A 20,699-nucleotide genomic window follows, 5' to 3' on the forward strand; every position below is an offset into this window, starting at 1 on the left:
CAACTAAAGTCGCAGCGTCCAGCGTTGCCCACGGTAATGCAGACTGGTCCGGCTCAGTGGAGCAACGTCGATGCGCCAGAACGATTTCGGCGGTATCTCCAGGGCCACCAGCAGCGCGGCGCGCACCACCGCCGGATGCGTCACCGCCACCGTCCGGCCGGCCTGGGACGCCACTCCGGCCAACCAGCCGGCCACCCGATCGACGAGGTCGACGACGGATTCGCCGCCGTGCGGGGCCTGACCCGGATCGGTCAGCCAGGTCTGCAGATCGGCGGGCGCCACGTCGGGCAGCGCGGTACCGCGCCATTCGCCGCAATCCAGGTCGGCCAGCCGGGGTTCAAGCACGGGTTGCAGCCCGAGGAGTTCCGCGGTCTGCCGGGTCCGCCGCTCGGGGCCGGCGAGCTGACGCGTGTCGTCGTTGATCCGCAGCGCCGTGACCTGGCGGCCGGTGTCACGCAGCGGCTCGTCGGCGGGAAACCGTCCGGCCGCCATCGCTTCGGTCATGGCGTGCGACACCAGGGTCAGCCGCGACACCGCACTCACCGGGGGGTGCTCGCCTCCTGCTGCGCGCCGGCGGGCAGTGCCCGCGTTGCGAGCACCCCGAACACCAGCCCGATCCCCACCCACAGCACCAACTGCGTGGCCAGCGACACCAGCCTGAATTCGTAGAGGACATCCGCGGGAAATCCGGCGGGTACCTCGGCCACCGCAGGCAGCACCAGCGCCACCAGCGCGACTGCTGCGGCATAGGCGGCCGCGGCCACCCAGCCGGCGTTGAACGCCCCGAACCGCGCCGCCAGCCGCCGCGCCAGCCAAAGCGCGGCGATGGCCAGCACCACCGACGCCAGCACCATGATCAAATACCACCAAGTGCGCGCGCCGATGGTGTCCGCTTGACCGACGGCAGGCGGATTCGCCGGGTATTTCAGGAACGGCACCAGGTACGCCGCTACCAACCCGCCCAGCGCCAGGCGAATCGAAAGTAGCTGCGGCGCAACACATTCCGAGTTCCGGTAAGCGAGGCAGAACGCTACCGCGAACAGCGCACCCAGCGCGACGCCGAAGACGAGCACGCCGAAACCCAGCCCGGCATTGCCCTGTACCCCGCGGGAGAACAGCTCGGCACCGTGTTCATGCACCCCCGGGGCGGTGCGGGCTTCCTCGAATTGCACCGCACGGGAAATGACCGGCTCGGCGAACACGCGGCCGAAGACGAACGCCAGCACCGCGCCCACCGCACCCGCCAGCAGCCCGCGAAGGATCAGCCGCTGCTCCACCTGTCAGCCGACCGCGGGTCAGTGGCAGGGAAACCCGAGCAGATGCCTTGCGTCGTGGAAGAATTCGTGCACATGCGTGTCGCTGCCGAACAGCGACACGGCGCCCTGGTCGACGCCGACGAAGTAGATCGCGAGCAGCGCCAGCACGGCGGTGGCCACCAGCCACACCGTTGCGCGTGCCCCCGACAGGTCAACCGATCCGGCCCGGGCGGTCTGCGATGTGGCCACAATCATCTCCTTCTGGGATCTCGCGTCCCACGGTCAATGCTCCCGCGTGCCGGGACCAGGTCTGACTATCGACAGTGGCGCGACCGTTCTGGAGTTTCACCAGATTCCGGTACCCGACAACAGTGGCCAGTGTAGACCCGCTGCCCAATGCAGCATCGGAGTAAGCCCCGGGTGGGGCTTACTCCGATGCGGTCAGGCTGTTGCGGCTACTGGGCTTCGTGCGCTCCGGCCTTGGCCAGATCCACGTCGACCGGCGGCTTGCGGGTGCCGACGAAGGTGAACTTCGCGTCCTCGCCGGCGCTTTCGCCGTCCCAATCCGCCACGTCGACGGTGACGACCTGCCCCGGACCGACCTCGTCGAACAGGATCTTCTCCGAGAGCTGGTCTTCGATCTCGCGCTGGATGGTGCGCCGCAGCGGACGGGCACCCAGCACGGGGTCGAAGCCGCGCTTGGCCAGCAACGCCTTGGCCTTGTCGGTCAGCTCGAGCGCCATGTCCTTGCTCTTGAGCTGGTTGGCGACGCGCCCGATCATCAGGTCGACCATCTGGATGATCTCGTCCTTGGTCAGCTGGTGGAAGACGATGATGTCGTCGATGCGGTTGAGGAACTCCGGGCGGAAGTGCTTCTTCAGCTCGTCGTTGACCTTCTGCTTCATCCGCTCGTAGTCGTTCGCACCGCCCCCCTGGGTGAAACCGAGGCCGACGGGCTTGGAGATGTCGGACGTGCCCAGGTTCGAGGTGAAGATCAGCACGGTGTTCTTGAAGTCGACCGTGCGGCCCTGACCGTCGGTGAGCCGGCCGTCCTCGAGCACCTGCAACAGGCTGTTGTAGATCTCCTGGTGGGCCTTCTCGATCTCGTCGAACAAAACGACGGAGAACGGCTTGCGTCTGACCTTCTCGGTGAGCTGACCGCCCTCCTCGTAGCCGACATAGCCCGGCGGTGCGCCGAACAGCCGCGAGGCGGTGAAGCGATCGTGGAACTCGCCCATGTCGATCTGGATCAGCGCGTCGTCATCGCCGAACAGGAAGTTCGCCAGCGCCTTGGACAGCTCGGTCTTACCGACACCGGACGGCCCGGCGAAGATGAACGATCCCGACGGCCGCTTCGGGTCCTTCAACCCGGCGCGGGTACGACGGATCGCCTTGGAGACCGCCTTGACGGCGTCCACCTGGCCGATGATCCGCTTGTGCAGCTCGTCCTCCATGCGCAGCAGACGAGTGGTCTCGGCCTCGGTGAGCTTGAACACCGGGATGCCCGTCCAGTTGCCCAGCACCTCGGCGATCTGCTCGTCGTCCACCTCGGCGACGACATCGAGGTCGCCGGAACGCCACTGCTTCTCCCGCTCGGCACGCTGCGCGACCAGCTGCTTCTCCCGGTCGCGCAGGCTGGCGGCCTTTTCGAAGTCCTGGGCGTCGATCGCCGACTCCTTCTCCCGGCGCGCCTCGGCGATCTTCTCGTCGAACTCGCGCAGGTCTGGCGGCGCGGTCATGCGGCGGATCCGCATCCGGGCGCCGGCCTCGTCGATCAGGTCGATCGCCTTGTCCGGCAGGAACCGGTCGTTGATGTAGCGGTCGGCCAGGGTGGCCGCGGCCACCAGGGCACCGTCGGTGATCGACACCCGGTGGTGCGCCTCATAGCGGTCGCGCAGACCCTTGAGGATCTCGATGGTGTGCTCCACCGTCGGCTCGCCCACCTGGACCGGCTGGAAACGACGCTCCAGCGCGGCGTCCTTCTCGATGTACTTGCGGTACTCGTCGAGCGTGGTGGCGCCGATGGTCTGCAGCTCGCCGCGGGCCAGCTTCGGCTTCAAGATGCTGGCGGCGTCGATCGCGCCCTCGGCGGCGCCCGCTCCGACCAGCGTGTGCAGCTCGTCGATGAACAGGATGATGTCGCCGCGGGTGTTGATCTCCTTGAGCACCTTCTTGAGGCGTTCCTCGAAGTCACCGCGATAGCGGCTGCCGGCGACCAGCGAACCCAGGTCCAGGGTGTAGAGCTGCTTGTCCTTGAGCGTCTCGGGCACCTCACCGTGCACGATCGCCTGGGCCAGACCCTCCACGACGGCGGTCTTGCCGACGCCGGGCTCGCCGATCAGCACCGGGTTGTTCTTGGTGCGCCGGCTGAGCACCTGCATCACCCGCTCGATTTCCTTCTCGCGGCCGATGACGGGGTCCAGCTTGCCTTCCATGGCGGCCGCGGTGAGGTTGCGACCGAACTGGTCGAGCACCAGCGACGTGGACGGGCTGCCGGACTCGCCGCCGCGACCACCGGTGCCGGCCTCGGCGGCCTCCTTGCCCTGGTAGCCGCTCAGCAGCTGGATCACCTGCTGACGCACCCGGGTCAGCTCGGCGCCCAGTTTGACCAGCACCTGGGCCGCCACGCCTTCACCCTCGCGGATCAGGCCCAGCAGAATATGTTCGGTGCCGATGTAGTTGTGGCCGAGTTGCAGCGCTTCGCGCAGGCTCAGCTCGAGGACCTTCTTGGCGCGCGGCGTGAACGGAATGTGGCCGGACGGCGCCTGCTGGCCCTGGCCGATGATCTCCTCGACCTGGCTGCGGACGCCCTCCAACGAGATCCCCAGCGACTCCAGCGACTTGGCCGCCACGCCTTCACCCTCGTGGATCAACCCCAACAGGATGTGCTCGGTGCCGATGTAGTTGTGGTTGAGCATCCGGGCCTCTTCCTGGGCCAGGACGACCACCCTGCGGGCACGATCGGTAAAACGTTCGAACATTGGTGGTTACCTGCTCTCCATCACCATGGGTACTCCGTGTCGCCAAGACTCTGTCGGCACAGGGGCCGACACCGCGTACCTGCCGTCCACTCTAATGGTCGGCCCGCGAGGGTTCATAACCTCACCGTGCGCAGCGGCGCCGAAGCACAAGAGACTAACGGCGCAAAGCCGCGGCGTGTTTCCCGGGCACGGCATTATTGCGTTCGCCGCAAGCGAAACAAATAAAAATCCGGCGCCCGGGCTGCGGTGAGCACGGGCGCCGGAAATTGCTTGTCTGGCTGCTACGTCGCGGCGTGGAAAGCGTCGATGACGTCGGCTGGGATGCGGCCGCGGGTCGACACGTTGTGCCCGTTGCGACGCGCCCATTCCCGGATCGCGGCACTCTGCTCGCGGTCGATGGCGCCCCGGCCCCGGCCCGAACCCGACCGCCCACGCCGCCTGCCGCCGACGCGCCGCCCAGCGGCCACCCAGCCTTTCAGGTCGTTGCGCAGTTTCGCCGCATTTTTACTGGAAAGGTCGATTTCATAGGTCACCCCGTCAAGCCCGAATTCGACCGTTTCGTCGGCTGCGCCGGCACCGTCGAAATCATCGACCAGGGTGACGGTCACTTTCTTCGCCATTGGCTTACCCTCACGTTTCTTCCCGAGCGGTTACAGAACCAGTTTAGATAGACTCCCCGGGAACCAATGTGCCATAAGAACGAAAAATGCACAATCCGACACAACTCCGAGCAGTTCAGTTCGAGTGCGGCCGAACAATCGGGAACAAAACTGTCTCCCTAATTGACAGGCCGGTCAAACACATCAACAGCCGGTCGATTCCCATTCCCGTTCCCGTGCACGGCGGCATACCGAACTCCAGCGCCGCGAGAAAATCCTCGTCGAGTTGCATCGCCTCGTCATCGCCGGCCGCCGCGGCCCGCGCCTGATCGGCAAATCTTTCACGCTGGACTACCGGGTCGTTCAATTCCGAGTATCCGGTGGCCAGTTCGACTCCGTGCAGGTAAAGGTCCCACTTCTCGGTCACTCCGACGATACTCCGGTGTTGTCGCGTCAACGGCGTGGTTTCAACTGGGAAATCCCTGACAAATGTCGGAGCGGTCAACCGCTTACCCACGACATGCTCCCAAAGTTCTTCGACGAGTTTGCCGTGACCGAAGCCGCGGTCGTCGCGAATCTCCACATCGAGTCGGGCCGCGATACGTCGCAGGCTTTCGACCGACGTCTGCGGGGTGATCTCTTCGCCGAGTCCATCGGACAGCGAGGAATACATCTCAAGAGTTGCCCATTCGCCGTCGATGTTGTAGACGGTGCCGTCCGGCATCGGGAGTTCTCGAGTGCCGATCGCCTCGTCGGCTACCTCTTGAATAAGCTCTCTGGTGACGATGGCGGAATCGTCATAGGTGCCGTAGGTCTGGTACGTCTCCAGCATGGAAAATTCCGGGGAATGGGTGGAATCGGTTCCCTCGTTTCGAAACACTCGATTAACTTCGAAGACCTTGTCGAAACCGCCGACGATGCAGCGCTTGAGGAACAGCTCGGGCGCGATCCGCAGGTAAAGGTCGATGTCGAGCGCATTGGAATGCGTGACGAAGGGCCGCGCAGCCGCGCCACCGGCCAGCGTCTGCAACATCGGCGTCTCGACTTCCAGGAACCCACGCCGCTCCAACGAATTCCTTATGGCGCGGATCACCGCGATGCGCTGCCGGGCCACCGAGCGAGCCTGCGGACGCACGATCAGGTCGACATAGCGCTGCCGCACCCGGGCTTCCTCGCTCATCTCCTTGTGGGCCACCGGTAACGGCCGCAGCGCCTTGGCGGCCATCCGCCAGGAATCGGCGAGGACGGACAATTCGCCGCGCCGCGAGCTGATCACCGTGCCGTGCACATAGACGATGTCGCCCAGGTCGACGTCGGCCTTCCACGCGTCCAGCGCCTGCCGGCCCACCTTGTCCAGGCTGATCATCGCCTGCAACTGGGTGCCGTCCCCGTCCTGCAATGTCGCGAAGCACAGTTTGCCGGTGTTACGCGCGAAGACGACCCGGCCGGCGATGCCGACCACGTCCTCGGTGGCGGTATCGGTCGGCAGATCGGGGTAAGCGGCGCGGACCTGCGCCAGCGTGTGGGTTCGTTCGATGGCCACCGGGTAGGGGTCACGACCCTCCGCCAGCAGCCGGGCACGCTTGTCCCGACGGATCCGGAACTGTTCGGGAAGGTCCTCGACGGGGTCTTGATCGGCGGCACTCACGACGTGCCAGCTTAATTGCAGTCGGGCGGTGCTCAGCGTGCGGTCTTGAGCCGGCCGCGCTGGGCGTCGCGGTTGCGCTCGAAGACCAGCCGAAGACCGTGCAGCGTCAGGTGCTGGTCGTAGTGCTCGACGCTGTGCAGTTCGGGCAGCAACAACGGCGCGGTGTGCCCGGTGGCGACCACCGCGACGTCGTCGGAGGCGGAGAAACCCTGGACGTCGTCGCGGATCCGGCCGACCAGCCCGTCGACCAGCCCGGCGAACCCGAACACGGCGCCGGCCTGCATGCATTCCACGGTGTTCTTGCCGACCACGGAGCGGGGCCGGGACAGCTCGACGCGGCGCAGCGCCGCCGAACGTGCGGCCGCGGCGTCCGAGGACACCTGCACCCCGGGGGCGATGGCGCCGCCGAGGAACTCCCCTTTGGCCGAGACCACGTCCACGCAGATCGACGATCCGAAATCGACGACGATCGCGGCCTTACCGAACCTGCTGAATGCCGCCAGACAGTTGACGATCCGGTCGGCACCGACCTCTTTGGGGTTGTCGACCAGCAGCGGGATGCCGGTACGCACTCCGGGTTCGATCAGCACCTGCGGCACCGACGGCCAGTACTGCTCGAGCATGATCCGCACCTCGTGCAACACCGACGGGACCGTGGACAGCGCCGCGGCGCCGGTGAGCTGTTCGGAATCCTCACCGATCAGGCCGTCGATGGTGAGCGCCAGCTCGTCGGCGGTGACTTCGGGTTCGGTGCGAATCCGCCACTGCTGCAGAACTTTTTGCGTGGTCCTTGATTCCGGACAGCAGGCCGACGACGGTGTGGGTGTTGCGGACGTCGATCGCCAGTAGCACGGCTACCGCACACCGATCCGGGGGGTCGAGCAACTCGTCCACGCCGTCCGGCACGAACGCCGGGTCGCTTCCCAGGTCGATCTGCTTGTTCGCTGCGTCCACGAAAACGATCCGAGGCTGGTAGGCGCGCGCCTCGGCGTCCTCCATGACGCCATAGGCGATCAGAATCACCAGGTCGCCGGGATGCACGAGATGCGCTGCGGCGCCATTGATCCCGATGATCCCACTGCCGCGCTCGCCGGTGATCGCGTAGGTGACCAGCCGAGCTCCGTTGTCGATGTCGACGATGGTGACCTGCTCACCCTCGAGCAGGTCGGCGGCATCCATCAGGTCGGCGTCGATGGTCACCGATCCCACGTAGTGCAGATCGGCCTGCGTGACGGTGGCACGGTGGATCTTCGACTTGAGCATCGTCCGTAACATCAGTTCCTCCATTGTGATTCGACGTCCGGCCCAGTGGTGCCGGCGAGATTCCCGATTTGGATTGCGACATTGTCCAGCAACCTGGTGGTGCCCAGCCGGGCCGCGACCACCAGCCGGCCCGAACCGCCGGTGGGTTCGGGGCCCAGGTCGGTGTCACGCAGCTGCAGGTAGTCGACCACCACGCCAGGGGTGGCGTCGAGCACCGCACGGGCTGCGTCCAGCGCGGCCTGCACCCCGTGCGACGCGGCATGCGCGCCGGCGGTGAGGGCCGCCGAAAGTGCCACTGCCGCTTCACGTTGCACCGGGTCGAGGTACCGGTTGCGCGACGAGCGGGCCAGACCGTCGGCTTCGCGTACCGTCGGCACCCCGACGATCTGGGTGTCGATGTTCAGATCGGCCACCATCTGCCTGATCAGCACCAGCTGCTGGTAGTCCTTCTCGCCGAAGAACGCCCGGTCCGGGCGCACGATCTGCAGCAGTTTGAGCACGACCGTCAGCACTCCGGCGAAATGCGTTGGGCGAACGGCTCCTTCGAGCTCGGCAGCCAGCGGGCCGGGCTGCACGGTGGTGCGCAGGCCGTCGGGATACATCGCCGCCGCGGTCGGGGCGAACACGATCTCGACACCTTCGGCCCGCAGCAACTCGAGATCTTCCTGCAGAGTACGGGGGTAGGCGTCGAGATCCTCGTTGGCGCCGAACTGCAGCGGGTTGACGAAAATCGACACCACCACCACCGAGCCGGGCACCCGCTTGGCGGCACGCACCAGCGTCAGGTGACCCTCGTGCAGCGCTCCCATGGTGGGCACCAACATGATCCGGCGACCGGTTTGTCGCAGGGCGCGGGCGACATCGGAGACCTCCCGGGGCGTGGTGTAGACGTTGAGTTGATCCCGCTCGAACGTCGGGGTCTTGGCCGGTCTCATCGGGCCAGCACCTCGACGACCTCCTCGGGGGCGTGCGCACGCGCCGCGGTGCGCAGCGCGTTGACCCGATACGCCTGAGCCAGTTGCGGATCCGCCTCGTGCAGCGCTCGCAGATGCCCGGCGACGGCGGCCGCGTCACCGCGGGCCACGGGTCCGGTCAGCGCGGCCTGGCCACGTTGCAGGGTGTTCTCCAGCGCGGCGCGGGCCAGCGGTCCGACGATGCGTTCGGCGATCCCGCCCGGCTGGTTGTCCACCCGCTGCTGCCCCAGCAATTCGTCGCCGCGCACCGCCACCCGCAACGCCTCCAGCGCATCCGCAAGCACCGTCACCAGGTGATTGGAGGCGTGCGCCAGCGCGGCGTGATAGAGCACGCGCGCCTCCTCGCGCACACAGAACGGTTCGCCGCCCATTTCCAGCACCAGCGACGCGGCGATGGCATAGCCCACCTCGTCGGCGGCGGTGACACCGAAGCAGGTGTCGGGCAACCGGGCGATGTCCTCGTCGGAGCCGGTGAACGTCATCGCCGGGTGAATCGCCAGCGGAATGCAGCCCAACTCGGTCAGCGGCGCCAGGACGGCGATACCGTTGGCGCCGGAAGTGTGCGCCACGATCGTGCCCGGCCGTACCGCCGAGGTGGCGGCCAATCCGGACACCAGGCCGGCGAGTTCGCTGTCGGGGACCGCCAGCAACAGCAGCTCAGCTCCGGCTGCGACGTCGGGGGGACCCAGCACCGGGGTGTCGGGCAGTCGGCGCGCGGCCCGCTGCCGGGACGCGTGCGAAACGGCGCTGCAGGCGACCACGACATGGTCGGCGCGCTCCAGCGCGACGCCCAGCGCGGTGCCCACCCGGCCCGCGGAGATGATTCCGACCTTGAGCCTGGCCGGCCGCAAACCGTCGAACTGCTCCATCGCAGACGACCTCACAGTGATCTTCGTTCGTTCCAGTCCCGCTGCTGGGGTACCGGACGGTCACTAAGACTGTAGTCGATGCGCCGAAGGCAGCACAGCGTGTCAACCGTCACGCCGGCGCCGGCGGCCACCGCCGCCGGGCTGCACCTGCAGCCGCGCCATCAGGTCCGCGACCGTCTGGCCACCGGATTCCTGGTCGGCCTGGTCCGGCGTGTTCTCGATCTCCTCGGCGCTGCGATGCCGGGGAGCCGGCGGCGGGGCCAGTCGGGGCGGCACCGGCTCGGGTGCCGGAGACTCCGGCGGCGGCGGCGGCTCGTCGGCGCGGGGCCCCGACTCGGCCTCGGGCGGGCGGCCGAAATTGCCGACCCCGTACTGGCGGTATTCCGCCGAGTGGCGGGATCGCGAACGGCGACCGCCGTATTCGGGTCCGGTGTCGGCCGGCGGGCCGATGCCTGCGCCGGGCGGGACGTCGGCGGCGGGAGCAACGGGAGGGATATAGCCGCCCGGCGGCACATTGACGCCACCGAACGGCGTCGCGCCGTCCTGGGGTTCCGAGTGCCGGGCGCGCCGGCGCCGTCCGGACGGCTCCGGGGCCCCGGGGCTTCGCCGGATGCCCAGTGGCTGCCCGGCGCACCGGGCGGCAACCACTGGCCCTCGGCGGCGACCGGCTGCCACGGCGAGGGCTGCGGCGGTGGGGGCGCTGGTGGCGGGACCGGCGGCGGCCGATGACGCGGCGCGAACCCCGGTTCCGGCTGCGGGAAGGACGGCTGAGGCTGCGAGAAAGCCGGCTCGGGCTGCTGGAACGGCGGTTCGGGCTGCTGGAAAGGCGGTTCGGGCTGCTGGAACGGGGCTGGGGTGCCGGCGGCGGCGTGTACTCCCGTGGGGGTGCCGGCGGCCGGGGCGGCACCAGTGGCTCCTCGGGCACGTCGATGATGGCGGAGTCGTCGGCGCGGGTGGGCCGGTCGTCGCGGCGAACCGCGGTGACCCGGTCGCTGGTGACCCAGTCAGCCGGTGGGATCTCACCGTTCTGGGCGCCGCGGCTGGCTCGATCGGTCAACGCCCGGGCGGATTCCCGGTCCAGGGTCTCCAGCGCCGGACGCTGCTCGAGATCGGTGTCGAACAGGATCTCCAGACTGGTCCGAAGCGAAGATAACTCGGCGCGCAGTGCCGCGATCTCGTCGGCGGCCTGCGCGTGTATCTCGGCGGCCAGCTCACGACGCAACTGGGACTCCACAGTCAGCTCGTACTCGCGACGCGCCGAGATCTCCCGATCCAGCTGCAGGTCGTACACCAGTTTCATGTCCCGGGCCCGCGCTTGGTCGGCTTCGGCCTGCCGCCGGTACAGCACCGACACGAAAGCACCGGCGACGGCGGCCCACAGCGCCAGGATCACAGCCAGCTTGAGAAGTTCCACGCGATCGGTGAAAACCAGCGCGGAACTCGCCCCGATCGCGAGGACCAGCAACGTCGTCAAGAGCACCCACCCCGGCCTGCGGCCGCCGCGCCGGACCCGGGCGCCGCGGGACAGAACGGTCATGGGCTGACTGTACCCGGGCGAGGTCATTCCGCGTGTCGCGCCAGTCCGGCGATTCTCAGGCTGGACGGCCCGCGCTCAACTCTCTGCGCCTTCCCCGTGTTCGGGTGGATCCGGCGGTGACTTGCAGCAATGCTGCAGCCACAGGGCGGCGACCACCAGGGCCAAAGCGCTGGCCGCGGCGACCACGGCTCCGGAGGTGTCCTGCGCGACCACCCGCAATGACCTGCGTGGCAGGAAATACACCAGTACCCCCAGCCACCAGCCCAGCACCAGCGCGCCCACCCACGCGGACGCCTTGGCCACCACCAGGCTGCGCGCCACCGCGAGCGGGTGCAGCCGGCCGGCCCCGTCGCCGATCTCGCCGTCGTCGATCTTGGTGCGCACGAAGCGACCCCACCGCCACTCGGCCGCCGCGACGACCAGCAGCGAGATACCGGTCCACAGCGTGATCGGCGGGAACCAGCGGTACAGCACGGTGATGAGCAGGTAACCGACCACTGCGGCGCCGACCGCCACCGCGGTCAGATCGCGTTTGCGGGTCGGTCCCATCAGCGACCCAGATGCACTGCGGCGGGCCGCACGCCGGCCCGGTCGTCGGGGTGCAACCGGGCCAGCAACCCGGCGACCGGATGCGGGCCGTCCGCGAGCGTCAGCACCGCGCCCGGATCGACGTCCAGCCACGGGATCAACACGAACGCCCGCAGGTGGGCCCGCGGGTGCGGCAAAGTCAGGTCCGGGTCGTCGCTGACGATCTCTTCGTGCCCGTCGTAGCAGGCGATCAGGTCTACGTCGAGGGTGCGCGGCCCCCAGCGCAACCCGCGCTCCCGTTGCGCCGCCCGTTCGAAGTCGCCGGCTCGGTGCAGCCAGCCCCGGGCATCGCAGGCCGGGTCGTCGGCGATCAGGACCGCGTTGAGGAACGGGTCCTGCTCCACTCCCCCCCACGGATCGGTCTCGTAGACGGGCGAGACCGCTACAACCGCGCCGGCCAGTCCGGTGATCACCGACTGCAGCCGGGCCCGCCGGTCCCCCAGGTTCGACCCGATGGACAGCACCACCCGAGTCATGTGGCGGCCGGAATCACCGAGCCGCGCCCGCCCCGGCGGGAACGCCGGGTCACGACGGCGACGTCGTCGAACCCCTGGGAGATGGGCGCTTGCGGCTTGTGCACCGTCACCTCGACGGCGTGCACCCGCTCGTCCTTGATCACCTCGTCGGCGATCTCGGCGCCGACCGTCTCGATCAGGTTCCTCGGCGGGCCACCGACGACGTCGGCGGCCAACTGGGCCAGCATGCTGTAGTCGTAGGTGTCGGCCAGGTCGTCGCTGGCCGCCGCGCGGGCCAGGTCGATCCACACGGTCATGTCGACGACGAAGTCCTGGCCGTTTCGCCGTTCGTGTTCGAAGACGCCGTGCCGTCCGCGAACTATCAAGCCGCGCAACTCGATTCGATCAGCCATCGATTGTCGCTCCTCTTTCCCAGGCTCCGACGACCGCGAGCGCGTCGGCCGAGGCGCGCACGTCGTGCACACGGACCCCCCAGGCACCGTGCTGGGCCGCCAGCGCCGAGATCACCGCGGTCGCGGTGTCGCGGCCGTCGGGCGGGCGCGGTGTGCCGTCGGCACCGGCCAGCAACGCGCCGAGAAATCGCTTGCGGGAGGCGCCGACGAGTACCGGCACCCCGGTTCCGATCAACTCGGGCAAGCCGTGCAGCAAGGCCCAATTGTGTTGTGCGGTCTTGGCGAAACCCAGCCCGGGGTCGATCACCAGCATGGCCGGATCGACGCCGGCGGCCACCGCGTCGTCGACGCTGGCGAGCAATTCGGCACGCACCTCGGCCACCACGTCTCGATAGGCCGGCACCTGGTGCGGGCTTCGCGCCGACACCGGCCGCCAGTGCATCAGCACCCACGGCACTTTCGTCTCCGCCAGCAACGGGGCCATCGCCGGGTCGGCCCGGCCGCCGGACACGTCGTTGACCAGCTGCGCGCCGCGGTTCAGCGCGGCGTCGGCCACCCGCGCGTGCATCGTGTCGATGCTGACGGTGATTCCTTGTGCGGCAAGCTGTTCGACGACGGGAAGCACCCGGCGGGCTTCAATGTCCGGATCCACCGGGGTGGCGCCGGGCCGGGTGGAGGCTCCCCCGACGTCGACGATGTCCGCCCCCTGGGCCGCCAGCGCCAGACCATGCTCGACGGCACCGTCGGGATCGAGGTATCGCCCGCCGTCGGAGAACGAGTCGTCGGTGACGTTGAGCACTCCCATCACCTGCACGGACGCCGAATTCACTTGCGCAGTATGAGATCGAGCGCTTCGGCTCGAGAAGCGGCGTCGGTCTTGAACTGACCGCGCACCGCCGACGTCGTGGTGGTGGAACCGGGCTTGCGCACCCCCCGCATCGCCATGCACAGGTGCTCGGCCTCGACCACCACGATCACGCCACGCGGATTGAGCTTCTGCACCAGGGCGTCGGCGATCTGACTGGTGAGACGTTCCTGCACCTGCGGCCGCTTGGCGTAAAGATCGACCAGCCGAGCGATCTTCGACAAACCGGTGACCCGACCGTCCGCACCCGGGATGTAACCGACATGGGCCACACCGTGAAACGACACCAGATGGTGTTCGCAGGTGGAGTACATCGGGATCTCTTTGACGATCACCAATTCGTCGTGGTCTTCGTCGAACATGGTGTTGAGCACCGACGCCGGGTCGGTGTAGAGGCCGGCGAATATCTCCCGATAGGCCCGCACGACGCGAGCGGGCGTGTCCCGCAGCCCATTTCGATCGGGATCCTCACCGATCGCGATCAGCAGTTCGCGAACGGCGGCCTCGGCGCGCGCCTGGTCGAACTCGCGCACCCGGCTATCCCTGGAATCCAGCTGCGTCATCGAAGTCTCCGTCGTTCAGCCGTGGGCCGGCGGGTTGGACCGAGTCACGTCCTTCTCGAGCCGAGGGGGGCGGGACTCGTCGGTGTCCGAGTCGGTATCCGGGCTGGGATAACTGGGGGCTGGTTGGGGACGATTCGGCGACGAGGTGGGCGGCCACCCGGGGGCGCTCCAGCCGGCCGGGGCGCCGTAGTCGGGCTGGGTGGCGCCGTGCGAACCGTTGGGGCCTTGCGAGCTGTTGTCGCCGTTGCCGGTGGATTTGCCCGAGGCTTCTTCGGCGGCCCGGCTGGCCTGCGCGATCGCGGCCTTGAAGGCCGGCTCCGGCACCGGCTGGGGCCACGGCTCACCGCGCTCGATCGCCAGTTCTCCGGGCGTCTTGATGGGCGGTTTGTCCGACGGGATGCGGCCGCCGAAGTCGTCGAACATGGTCAACCTGGGCCGCTTTTCGACGTCGCCGAAGATCGCCTCGAGCTCCGGCCGGTGCAGGGTTTCCTTTTCCAGCAGTTCGCCGGCCAGGGTGTCCAGCACGTCCCGGTATTCGGTGAGGATTTCCCAGGCCTCGGTGTGCGCGGCCTCGATCAGCTTGCGGACCTCTTCGTCGATCTCGCGGGCGACCTCGTGGGAGTAGTCGGACTGCGTTCCCATCGAGCGGCCCAGGAACGGGTCGCCGTGTTCGGTGCCGTATTTGACCGCGCCCAGGCGCGCGCTCATGCCGTATTCGGTCACCATGGCGCGGGCCACCTTGGTGGCCTGCTCGATGTCGGAGACCGCGCCCGTGGTCGGCTCGCGGAACACCAGCTCCTCGGCCGCACGTCCGCCCATCGCGAACACCAGCTGGGCGATCATCTCCGAGCGGGTCCGCAGCCCCTTGTCGTCCTCGGGCACCGCGACCGCGTGCCCGCCGGTGCGGCCGCGGGCCAGGATCGTCACCTTGTACACCGGGTCGATGTCCGGCATCGCCCAGGCGGCCAGGGTGTGGCCGCCCTCGTGGTAGGCGGTGATCTTCTTCTCCAGCTCGCTGATCAGCCTGCCCTTGCGGCGCGGGCCGCCGATGACCCGGTCGACCGCCTCTTCCAGCGCGGCACCGGTGATGACGGTGCCGTTCTCGCGGGCGGTCAGCAGCGCGGCCTCGTTCACGACGTTGGCCAGGTCGGCGCCGGTCATGCCGACGGTGCGTTTGGCCAGGCCGTCCAGGTCGGCGTCCTCGGCGATGGGCTTGCCTTTGGAATGCACCCGCAGCACCGCCCGGCGACCGGCCAGGTCGGGGTTGGACACCGGGATCTGCCGGTCGAAACGACCGGGCCGCAGCAATGCCGGGTCCAGGATGTCGGGACGGTTGGTGGCCGCGATCAGGATGACCCCGGCGCGATCACCGAAGCCGTCCATCTCGACCAGCAACTGGTTGAGCGTCTGCTCGCGCTCGTCGTGTCCGCCGCCCAGGCCGGCGCCGCGTTGGCGGCCCACGGCGTCGATCTCGTCGACGAAGATGATGCACGGGCTGTTCTGCTTGGCCTGCTCGAACAGGTCCCGCACGCGGGACGCGCCGACGCCGACGAACATCTCGACGAAGTCCGAACCGGAGATGGTGAAGAACGGCACCCCCGCTTCGCCGGCCACGGCCCGGGCGAGCAGCGTCTTGCCGGTCCCCGGTGGGCCGTAGAGCAGCACACCCTTGGGGATCTTGGCGCCCAGCGCCTGGTAGCGGCTGGGGTTCTGCAGGAAGTCTTTGATCTCGTAGAGCTCCTCGACCGCCTCGTCGACCCCGGCGACGTCGGCGAAGGTGGTCTTGGGCATGTCCTTGGACAGCTGTTTGGCGCGCGACTTGCCGAAGCCGAAGCCCATCCGTGCGCCGCCCTGCATGCGGGAGAACATCACGAACAGGCCCACCAGCAGCAACAGCGGCAGCGCGTAGACCAGCAGTTCGCCGATCAGGCTGCCTTCGTTGACGACGGTGCCGACCTTGGCGTTCTTGGCGTTGAGCGCGTTGAAGAGTTCGACGCCGTAGCCCGTCGGGTACTTGGTGATGACCTTGTCGGAGTTCTCCGTGTCGCCGTTGCCCTTCTTCAGGGTCAGCCGCACCTGCTGTTCACGGTCGTCGATCTGCGCGCTCTTGACGTTGTCCGCGCTGATCTGAGCCATCGCCACCGAGGTGTCCACGGGTTTGTAACCGCGGGTGTCGTCGCTGAAATAGAAGAACGACCAGCCGAGCAGCACCAGGACGGCGACCGCCGTCAAGGTGCGGATCACGTTTCTACGATTCATCAAGCATCGGCCGCGCCGGCCACGTCCTTCCCGATACACACAGCTGGAAATGTCCAGGTTACCGCTATCGCCTCCAACCAATGGTGGCAGAGCGGAGCTAGGTCCCTGGTGGTAACTCGTGAGAGCCAACCGGGGTTCCCGGCGCCGGCCCCCTGTCCGCTGCCCCGGGGCTATTCGTAGTAGCGGGCTTCCACCACGTTGCCGTCCGGATCGGCGAAGTAATAGCCCTGCGGCGCCCACCCGCGCGCACCGAAGGTGTTGTCGAGTCGCGCGCTGGTGTCCACCCCCCTCGGCCTGCAGCCGTCCATCCAGCGCGTCGTATTCGTCCTTCGACATCGCCAGGCAGACGTGGTTCACCCGATGACCCGCACTGCCCGCGACCTTCGTCATCGACTCGGTGAAGACGGCACCCTCGGTCGCCATCAGGTCGATGATGGCGTCGTCGCACACCCGCACACTCGGGAACGGCGCCTGGCCGGCCAGGTATTCGTCGAAACGCACCGGTTGCAGGCCCACCACGCGGGTGTAGAAATCCATCGACGCGCGCGGATCCTGTGTCCAGAGCACGACGTGGTCCAGCCTCATCAATCCCACCTCATGAATCCCAATGGTGCGCGCCGCGACCCGAGCCTTCTCAGCCGGGTGCCGTTGTGATTTGGTGTGACGGTGGGCTCGTCAACTGAGCGGTTAGTCGATACCAACGGTGTGCGGCTGCGGGTGACCGAGGCCGGCGATCCCGGGGCGCCGGTGGTGGTGTTGTGCCACGGATTTCCCGAGCTGGCCTACTCCTGGCGGCACCAGATTCCGGCCCTGGCCGACGCCGGTTACCGGGTGCTGGCCCCTGACCAGCGCGGCTACGGCGGTTCGTCGCGCCCGGAGCCGATCGAGGCCTACGACATCCACCAGTTGACCGGCGACATCGTCGGGTTGCTCGACGACGTCGGCGCGGACCGGGCCGTCTGGGTCGGCCACGACTGGGGTGCCGCCGTGGTGTGGAACGCCCCGCTGCTGCATCCCGACCGGGTGGCCGCCGTCGCCGCGCTCAGTGTGCCGGTCACCCCGCGCCCGAAGGTCGCTCCCACGACGGCGTGGCGGCGCATGTTCGGGGACAACTTCTTCTACATCCTCTACTTTCAGCAGCCCGGTGTCGCCGATGCCGAACTCAACGGCGACCCGGCCCGGACCATGCGCCGGATGATGGGCGGCCTGCGGCTCTCGGAGGACCAGACTGCGGCCTTGCGGATGGTGGCTGCAGGCCCCGAAGGGTTCATCGACCGGCTGCCCGAGCCCGACGGGCTGCCCGACTGGATCACCGAGGCCGAACTCGGCCACTACATAAGCGAATTCACCCGCACCGGATTCACCGGTGGACTGAACTGGTACCGCAACTTCGACCGGAACTGGGAGACCACCCCCGAGCTGGCCGGCGCCACCATCCCGGTGCCCTGCCTGTTCATCGGCGGCACGGCCGACCCGGTGCTGAGCTTCACCCGCACCGACCGGGCCGCAGCAGCGATCACCGGCCCCTACCGCGAGGTGATGATCGACGGCGCCGGCCACTGGATTCAGCAGGAGCGGCCCGAGGAGGTCAACACGACGCTTCTCGAATTCCTCAAAGGAGTGCAATGGTGAGTGCCCCAATGCGTTTCGGTGTTTTCATCACGCCCTTTCACCCCACCGGGCAATCCCCGACGGTGGCACTGGAATACGACATGGACCGGGTCGTTGCGCTGGACCGGCTGGGCTACGACGAAGCGTGGTTCGGCGAACACCATTCCGGCGGTTACGAATTGATCGCCTGCCCGGAGGTGTTCATCGCCGCCGCGGCCGAGCGGACCAAACACATCAGGCTGGGCACCGGCGTGGTGTCGCTGCCCTACCACCATCCGCTGATGGTCGCCGACCGGTGGGTGCTGCTCGATCACCTGACCCGCGGCCGGGTCATGTTCGGCGCCGGCCCCGGGGCGCTGCCGTCCGACGCCTACATGATGGGCATCGACCCGGTCGATCAACGCCGAATGATGCAGGAGTCCCTGGAGGCGATTCTGGCGTTGTTCCGCGCCGCGCCCGAGGAGCGCATCGACCGTCACGCCGAATGGTTCACCCTGCGCGATGCGCAACTGCACATCCGCCCGTATACCTGGCCGTACCCCGAGATCTCCACGGCGGCAATGATTTCCCCGTCGGGTCCGCGGCTGGCCGGAGCGCTGGGCACCTCACTGCTGTCGCTGTCGATGTCGGTGCCCGGCGGTTACGCGGCGCTGGAGAACACCTGGGAGGTGGTGTGCGAGCAGGCCGCCAAGGCGGGCCGGGAGCAACCCGACCGCCGCGACTGGCGGGTGCTGAGCATCATGCACATCGCGGACTCCCGGGACCAGGCGATCGAGGACTGCACGTACGGGTTGCTGGATTTCGCCAAGTACTTCGGCGCCGCCGGGTTCGTCCCACTCGCGAACACGGTCGAGGGCGCGCCGTCTCCCCGCGAGTTCGTCGAAGACTATGCGGCCAAAGGGAATTGCTGCATCGGCACACCCGACGACGCGATCGCCCACATCGAGGATCTACTGGAACGTTCCGGCGGCTTCGGCACCCTGTTGCTGCTCGGCCACGACTGGGCGTCGCCGCAGGCCACCTTTCATTCCTATGATCTGTTCGCCCGCAAGGTGATTCCCTATTTCAAGGGACAACTCGAAGCGCCGCGGGCCTCGCACGAATGGGCCAAGGACAAACGCGAGGAACTCATCGGGCGGGCCGGCCAGGCCGTCGTGCAGGCCATCACCCAGCACGTTGCCGAACACGACGGGGCCGGCAGCTGATGCGGGCTTCGGTGCTGCGGGACGGACGCATGGTCTACCGCGACGACGTACCCGACCCGGTACCCGGACCGGGCCAGGTGCTGGTGGCGGTGCGGGCTTGCGGAATCTGCGGTTCCGACCTGCATTTCGCGGCGCACGGCCAGAAGGTGCTGGAGATGAGCAGCCAGGTGGCCGGTGACGGCGGTGGCATGGCGGTCGACCTGGGCCGCGACATCTTCATGGGCCACGAGTTCAGCGCCGAAGTGCTCGAGGCCGGACCCGACACCGCGACGCATCCGCCGGGCACGTTGGTCACCTCGCTACCGGTGTTGTTGTCCGGCAAGGGCGCCGAGCCGATCGTCTACAGCAACACCACGCTCGGCGGCTATGCCGAGCGGATGTTGCTGTCGGCGCCGCTGCTGCTGCCCGTTCCGAACGGTCTGGACCTCAAACACGCGGCGATGACCGAGCCGATGGCGGTGGGCCTGCACGCCGTGAACAAGTCCGGGATCAAGTCCGACGAGCCGACGCTGGTGCTGGGTTGTGGCCCGATCGGACTGGCGATCATCGCGGCCCTGAAACTGCGCGGTGTGCAGAACATCGCGGCAGCTGATTTCTCACCCAAACGTCGCGAGCTGGCCACCGCCATGGGTGCGCACCAGACGTTCGATCCCGCTCAGGGCTCGCCGTTCGACGCCGTCAAGGCGGCCGTGGTGTTCGAGGCGGTCGGCGTGCCCGGAATCATCGACGACGTGTTGCGCCGGGCCCGGCGCGGGACCCGGCTGGTGGTTGCCGGGGTGTGCATGGAATCCGACATCATCCACCCGTTCTTCGCCACCGCCAACGAGATCAGCATCCAGTTCTCGCTGGCTTACGACATGGCGGAATTCACCGAGTCGCTGCGCGCGATCGCCGAAGGCGACATCGACGTCGGGCCGATGATCACCGGTGAGGTCGGATTGGACGGCGTCGGAGCGGCTTTCGACGATCTGGCCGACCCCGAGCGGCACTGCAAGATCCTGGTCACGCCCTGACGCTGCGGGGCATCGACCTGCTAGGGCAGTGGCGCCGGCGAATGCGGGCGGGTCCGGGGAAACCGGTGCCGCAGGTTGTCCAGCATCTGGTGGGCTTCGTGCAGCTCGCGGCGCAGATCGGCGTCGCGCCGGACGCGGTGGTGTCGATTACGCGAAGCCGACGGGCGGCGACGGTGCGGCGGAGTGTCGAGTTGACCTGAAATCTCGGTGATCGTATCCCGCAACATCCGGGCCAGGATCGCCGCCTGCATTGCGTCAGCATCGTTCACCCCGGTTATTCTGCCGGAGAATCAGTACGGGACGTATCCGGAGAGTGACGATCGAGCGACCGGAATCTGAACACGAGTTGACGGGGAGTCCGTTCTGTCGCAGTCTGTTTCCCGTGATCGAGACCGCTGAGGAGCGACTGATCATCCAGGTGGAGCGGCGACTGACCGCCAGCTACCGACATCTTCGGCGGGAACAGATCGCGGTCGCGGTTCGCAGCGCCCATGCGGCGTTCGACCGGAGTCCGATCCGCGACTTCATTCCGCTACTCGTCGAGCGGCGGGCCCGCGCTGAACTCGCGCAGACCGCGTCTTTGAACCGAACGTAGAAAGC

General features: G+C 67.9%; 19 protein-coding genes and 4 pseudogenes. 4 read left to right on the top strand and 19 right to left on the bottom strand.

Annotation, left to right across the window (positions count from 1 at the left end; genetic code table 11):
• Nucleotides 1-3 precede the first annotated feature (3 nt).
• The 18 genes and pseudogenes from L6444_RS27685 to L6444_RS27775 all read right to left on the bottom strand — a co-directional run bounded on the left by L6444_RS27685 (nucleotide 4) and on the right by L6444_RS27775 (nucleotide 16,855).
• A complete protein-coding gene (locus L6444_RS27685) occupies nucleotides 4-543 on the bottom strand; it encodes a histidine phosphatase family protein (RefSeq protein ID WP_236978536.1) in 540 nt (179 codons plus the stop codon).
• Nucleotides 540-1,277: a CbtA family protein gene (locus L6444_RS27690; RefSeq protein ID WP_236978538.1), complete on the bottom strand. Its 738-nt coding sequence runs from the start codon at nucleotides 1,275-1,277 to the stop codon at nucleotides 540-542. Before L6444_RS27690 ends, L6444_RS27685 begins: the two co-directional genes overlap by 4 nt.
• 18 nt (nucleotides 1,278-1,295) lie before the next feature.
• The gene (locus L6444_RS27695; protein WP_236978539.1) at nucleotides 1,296-1,511 is read right to left on the bottom strand and encodes a CbtB domain-containing protein; all 216 of its coding nucleotides are present in this window, start codon (nucleotides 1,509-1,511) and stop codon (nucleotides 1,296-1,298) included.
• A 200-nt stretch (nucleotides 1,512-1,711) separates the two neighbouring features.
• On the bottom strand, nucleotides 1,712-4,237 hold the full coding sequence (gene clpC1, locus L6444_RS27700; protein WP_236978546.1) for an ATP-dependent protease ATP-binding subunit ClpC: 2,526 nt from the start codon (nucleotides 4,235-4,237) through the stop codon (nucleotides 1,712-1,714).
• 281 nt (nucleotides 4,238-4,518) lie between these two features.
• On the bottom strand, nucleotides 4,519-4,857 hold the full coding sequence (lsr2, locus tag L6444_RS27705) for a histone-like nucleoid-structuring protein Lsr2 (RefSeq protein ID WP_236978550.1): 339 nt from the start codon (nucleotides 4,855-4,857) through the stop codon (nucleotides 4,519-4,521).
• Nucleotides 4,858-4,972: 115 nt separating this feature from the next.
• Entirely contained in the window at nucleotides 4,973-6,484 is a 1,512-nt protein-coding gene (gene lysS, locus L6444_RS27710; RefSeq protein ID WP_236978554.1) for a lysine--tRNA ligase, read from the bottom strand.
• A gap of 32 nt (nucleotides 6,485-6,516) precedes the next feature.
• Nucleotides 6,517-7,336: pseudogene (locus L6444_RS27715) on the bottom strand (type III pantothenate kinase).
• Between the two features lie 21 nt (nucleotides 7,337-7,357).
• A pseudogene (gene panD, locus L6444_RS27720) lies at nucleotides 7,358-7,759 on the bottom strand (aspartate 1-decarboxylase); the annotation flags it as partial.
• On the bottom strand, nucleotides 7,759-8,682 hold the full coding sequence (panC, locus tag L6444_RS27725; RefSeq protein ID WP_236978555.1) for a pantoate--beta-alanine ligase: 924 nt from the start codon (nucleotides 8,680-8,682) through the stop codon (nucleotides 7,759-7,761). The pseudogene panD and the gene panC, both read right to left, overlap by 1 nt.
• Nucleotides 8,679-9,590, bottom strand: a complete 912-nt coding sequence (locus tag L6444_RS27730) for a Rossmann-like and DUF2520 domain-containing protein (RefSeq protein WP_236978556.1) — start codon at nucleotides 9,588-9,590, stop codon at nucleotides 8,679-8,681. Before L6444_RS27730 ends, panC begins: the two co-directional genes overlap by 4 nt.
• Before the next feature lie 534 nt (nucleotides 9,591-10,124).
• Nucleotides 10,125-11,127, bottom strand: a pseudogene (locus tag L6444_RS31320) (DUF6779 domain-containing protein); the annotation flags it as partial.
• A gap of 75 nt (nucleotides 11,128-11,202) precedes the next feature.
• Nucleotides 11,203-11,676 carry a DUF3180 domain-containing protein gene (locus L6444_RS27745; RefSeq protein ID WP_236978559.1) on the bottom strand — a complete coding sequence of 158 codons (474 nt, stop codon included), beginning with the start codon at nucleotides 11,674-11,676 and terminating at the stop codon, nucleotides 11,203-11,205.
• Nucleotides 11,676-12,191 (bottom strand): 2-amino-4-hydroxy-6-hydroxymethyldihydropteridine diphosphokinase, encoded by a 516-nt coding sequence (gene folK / locus L6444_RS27750; protein WP_236978560.1) that lies wholly within the window; start codon nucleotides 12,189-12,191, stop codon nucleotides 11,676-11,678. Before folK ends, L6444_RS27745 begins: the two co-directional genes overlap by 1 nt.
• Entirely contained in the window at nucleotides 12,188-12,583 is a 396-nt protein-coding gene (gene folB / locus L6444_RS27755) for a dihydroneopterin aldolase (RefSeq protein ID WP_236978562.1), read from the bottom strand. The genes folK and folB overlap by 4 nt, the downstream gene beginning before the upstream one ends.
• Complete coding sequence (folP, locus tag L6444_RS27760; protein ID WP_236978563.1) at nucleotides 12,576-13,412, bottom strand: dihydropteroate synthase; 837 nt, start codon at nucleotides 13,410-13,412, stop codon at nucleotides 12,576-12,578. Before folP ends, folB begins: the two co-directional genes overlap by 8 nt.
• Nucleotides 13,409-14,011 carry a GTP cyclohydrolase I FolE gene (gene folE, locus L6444_RS27765; protein ID WP_236978564.1) on the bottom strand — a complete coding sequence of 201 codons (603 nt, stop codon included), beginning with the start codon at nucleotides 14,009-14,011 and terminating at the stop codon, nucleotides 13,409-13,411. The genes folP and folE overlap by 4 nt, the downstream gene beginning before the upstream one ends.
• Nucleotides 14,012-14,026: 15 nt before the next feature.
• Nucleotides 14,027-16,270 carry an ATP-dependent zinc metalloprotease FtsH gene (ftsH, locus tag L6444_RS27770; protein ID WP_236978566.1) on the bottom strand — a complete coding sequence of 748 codons (2,244 nt, stop codon included), beginning with the start codon at nucleotides 16,268-16,270 and terminating at the stop codon, nucleotides 14,027-14,029.
• Nucleotides 16,271-16,440: 170 nt separating this feature from the next.
• Nucleotides 16,441-16,855: pseudogene (locus L6444_RS27775) on the bottom strand (VOC family protein).
• An 81-nt stretch (nucleotides 16,856-16,936) separates the two neighbouring features.
• On the opposite strand from L6444_RS27775, the gene L6444_RS27780 reads away from it, so the two are divergent.
• The 3 genes from L6444_RS27780 to L6444_RS27790 are packed head-to-tail and all read left to right on the top strand — an operon-like array spanning nucleotide 16,937 to nucleotide 20,099.
• Nucleotides 16,937-17,902, top strand: coding sequence for an alpha/beta fold hydrolase (locus L6444_RS27780; RefSeq protein ID WP_236978567.1), 966 nt, complete (start codon nucleotides 16,937-16,939; stop codon nucleotides 17,900-17,902).
• On the top strand, nucleotides 17,899-19,086 hold the full coding sequence (locus L6444_RS27785) for an LLM class flavin-dependent oxidoreductase (protein ID WP_236978568.1): 1,188 nt from the start codon (nucleotides 17,899-17,901) through the stop codon (nucleotides 19,084-19,086). The genes L6444_RS27780 and L6444_RS27785 overlap by 4 nt, the downstream gene beginning before the upstream one ends.
• Nucleotides 19,086-20,099, top strand: a complete 1,014-nt coding sequence (locus tag L6444_RS27790) for a zinc-binding dehydrogenase (protein ID WP_236978569.1) — start codon at nucleotides 19,086-19,088, stop codon at nucleotides 20,097-20,099. The genes L6444_RS27785 and L6444_RS27790 overlap by 1 nt, the downstream gene beginning before the upstream one ends.
• Nucleotides 20,100-20,119: 20 nt before the next feature.
• On the opposite strand, the gene L6444_RS27795 is transcribed toward L6444_RS27790, so the two are convergent.
• Nucleotides 20,120-20,368 carry a hypothetical protein gene (locus tag L6444_RS27795; protein ID WP_236978570.1) on the bottom strand — a complete coding sequence of 83 codons (249 nt, stop codon included), beginning with the start codon at nucleotides 20,366-20,368 and terminating at the stop codon, nucleotides 20,120-20,122.
• Between the two features lie 113 nt (nucleotides 20,369-20,481).
• Here L6444_RS27795 and L6444_RS27800 point away from each other — a divergent pair, with 113 nt between their 5' ends.
• Nucleotides 20,482-20,694, top strand: a complete 213-nt coding sequence (locus L6444_RS27800; RefSeq protein WP_236978571.1) for a three-helix bundle dimerization domain-containing protein — start codon at nucleotides 20,482-20,484, stop codon at nucleotides 20,692-20,694.
• Nucleotides 20,695-20,699: the final 5 nt, after the last annotated feature.

This window comes from Mycobacterium kiyosense, assembly GCA_021654635.1.
GTDB classification, from domain to species: Bacteria; Actinomycetota; Actinomycetes; order Mycobacteriales; family Mycobacteriaceae; genus Mycobacterium; species Mycobacterium kiyosense.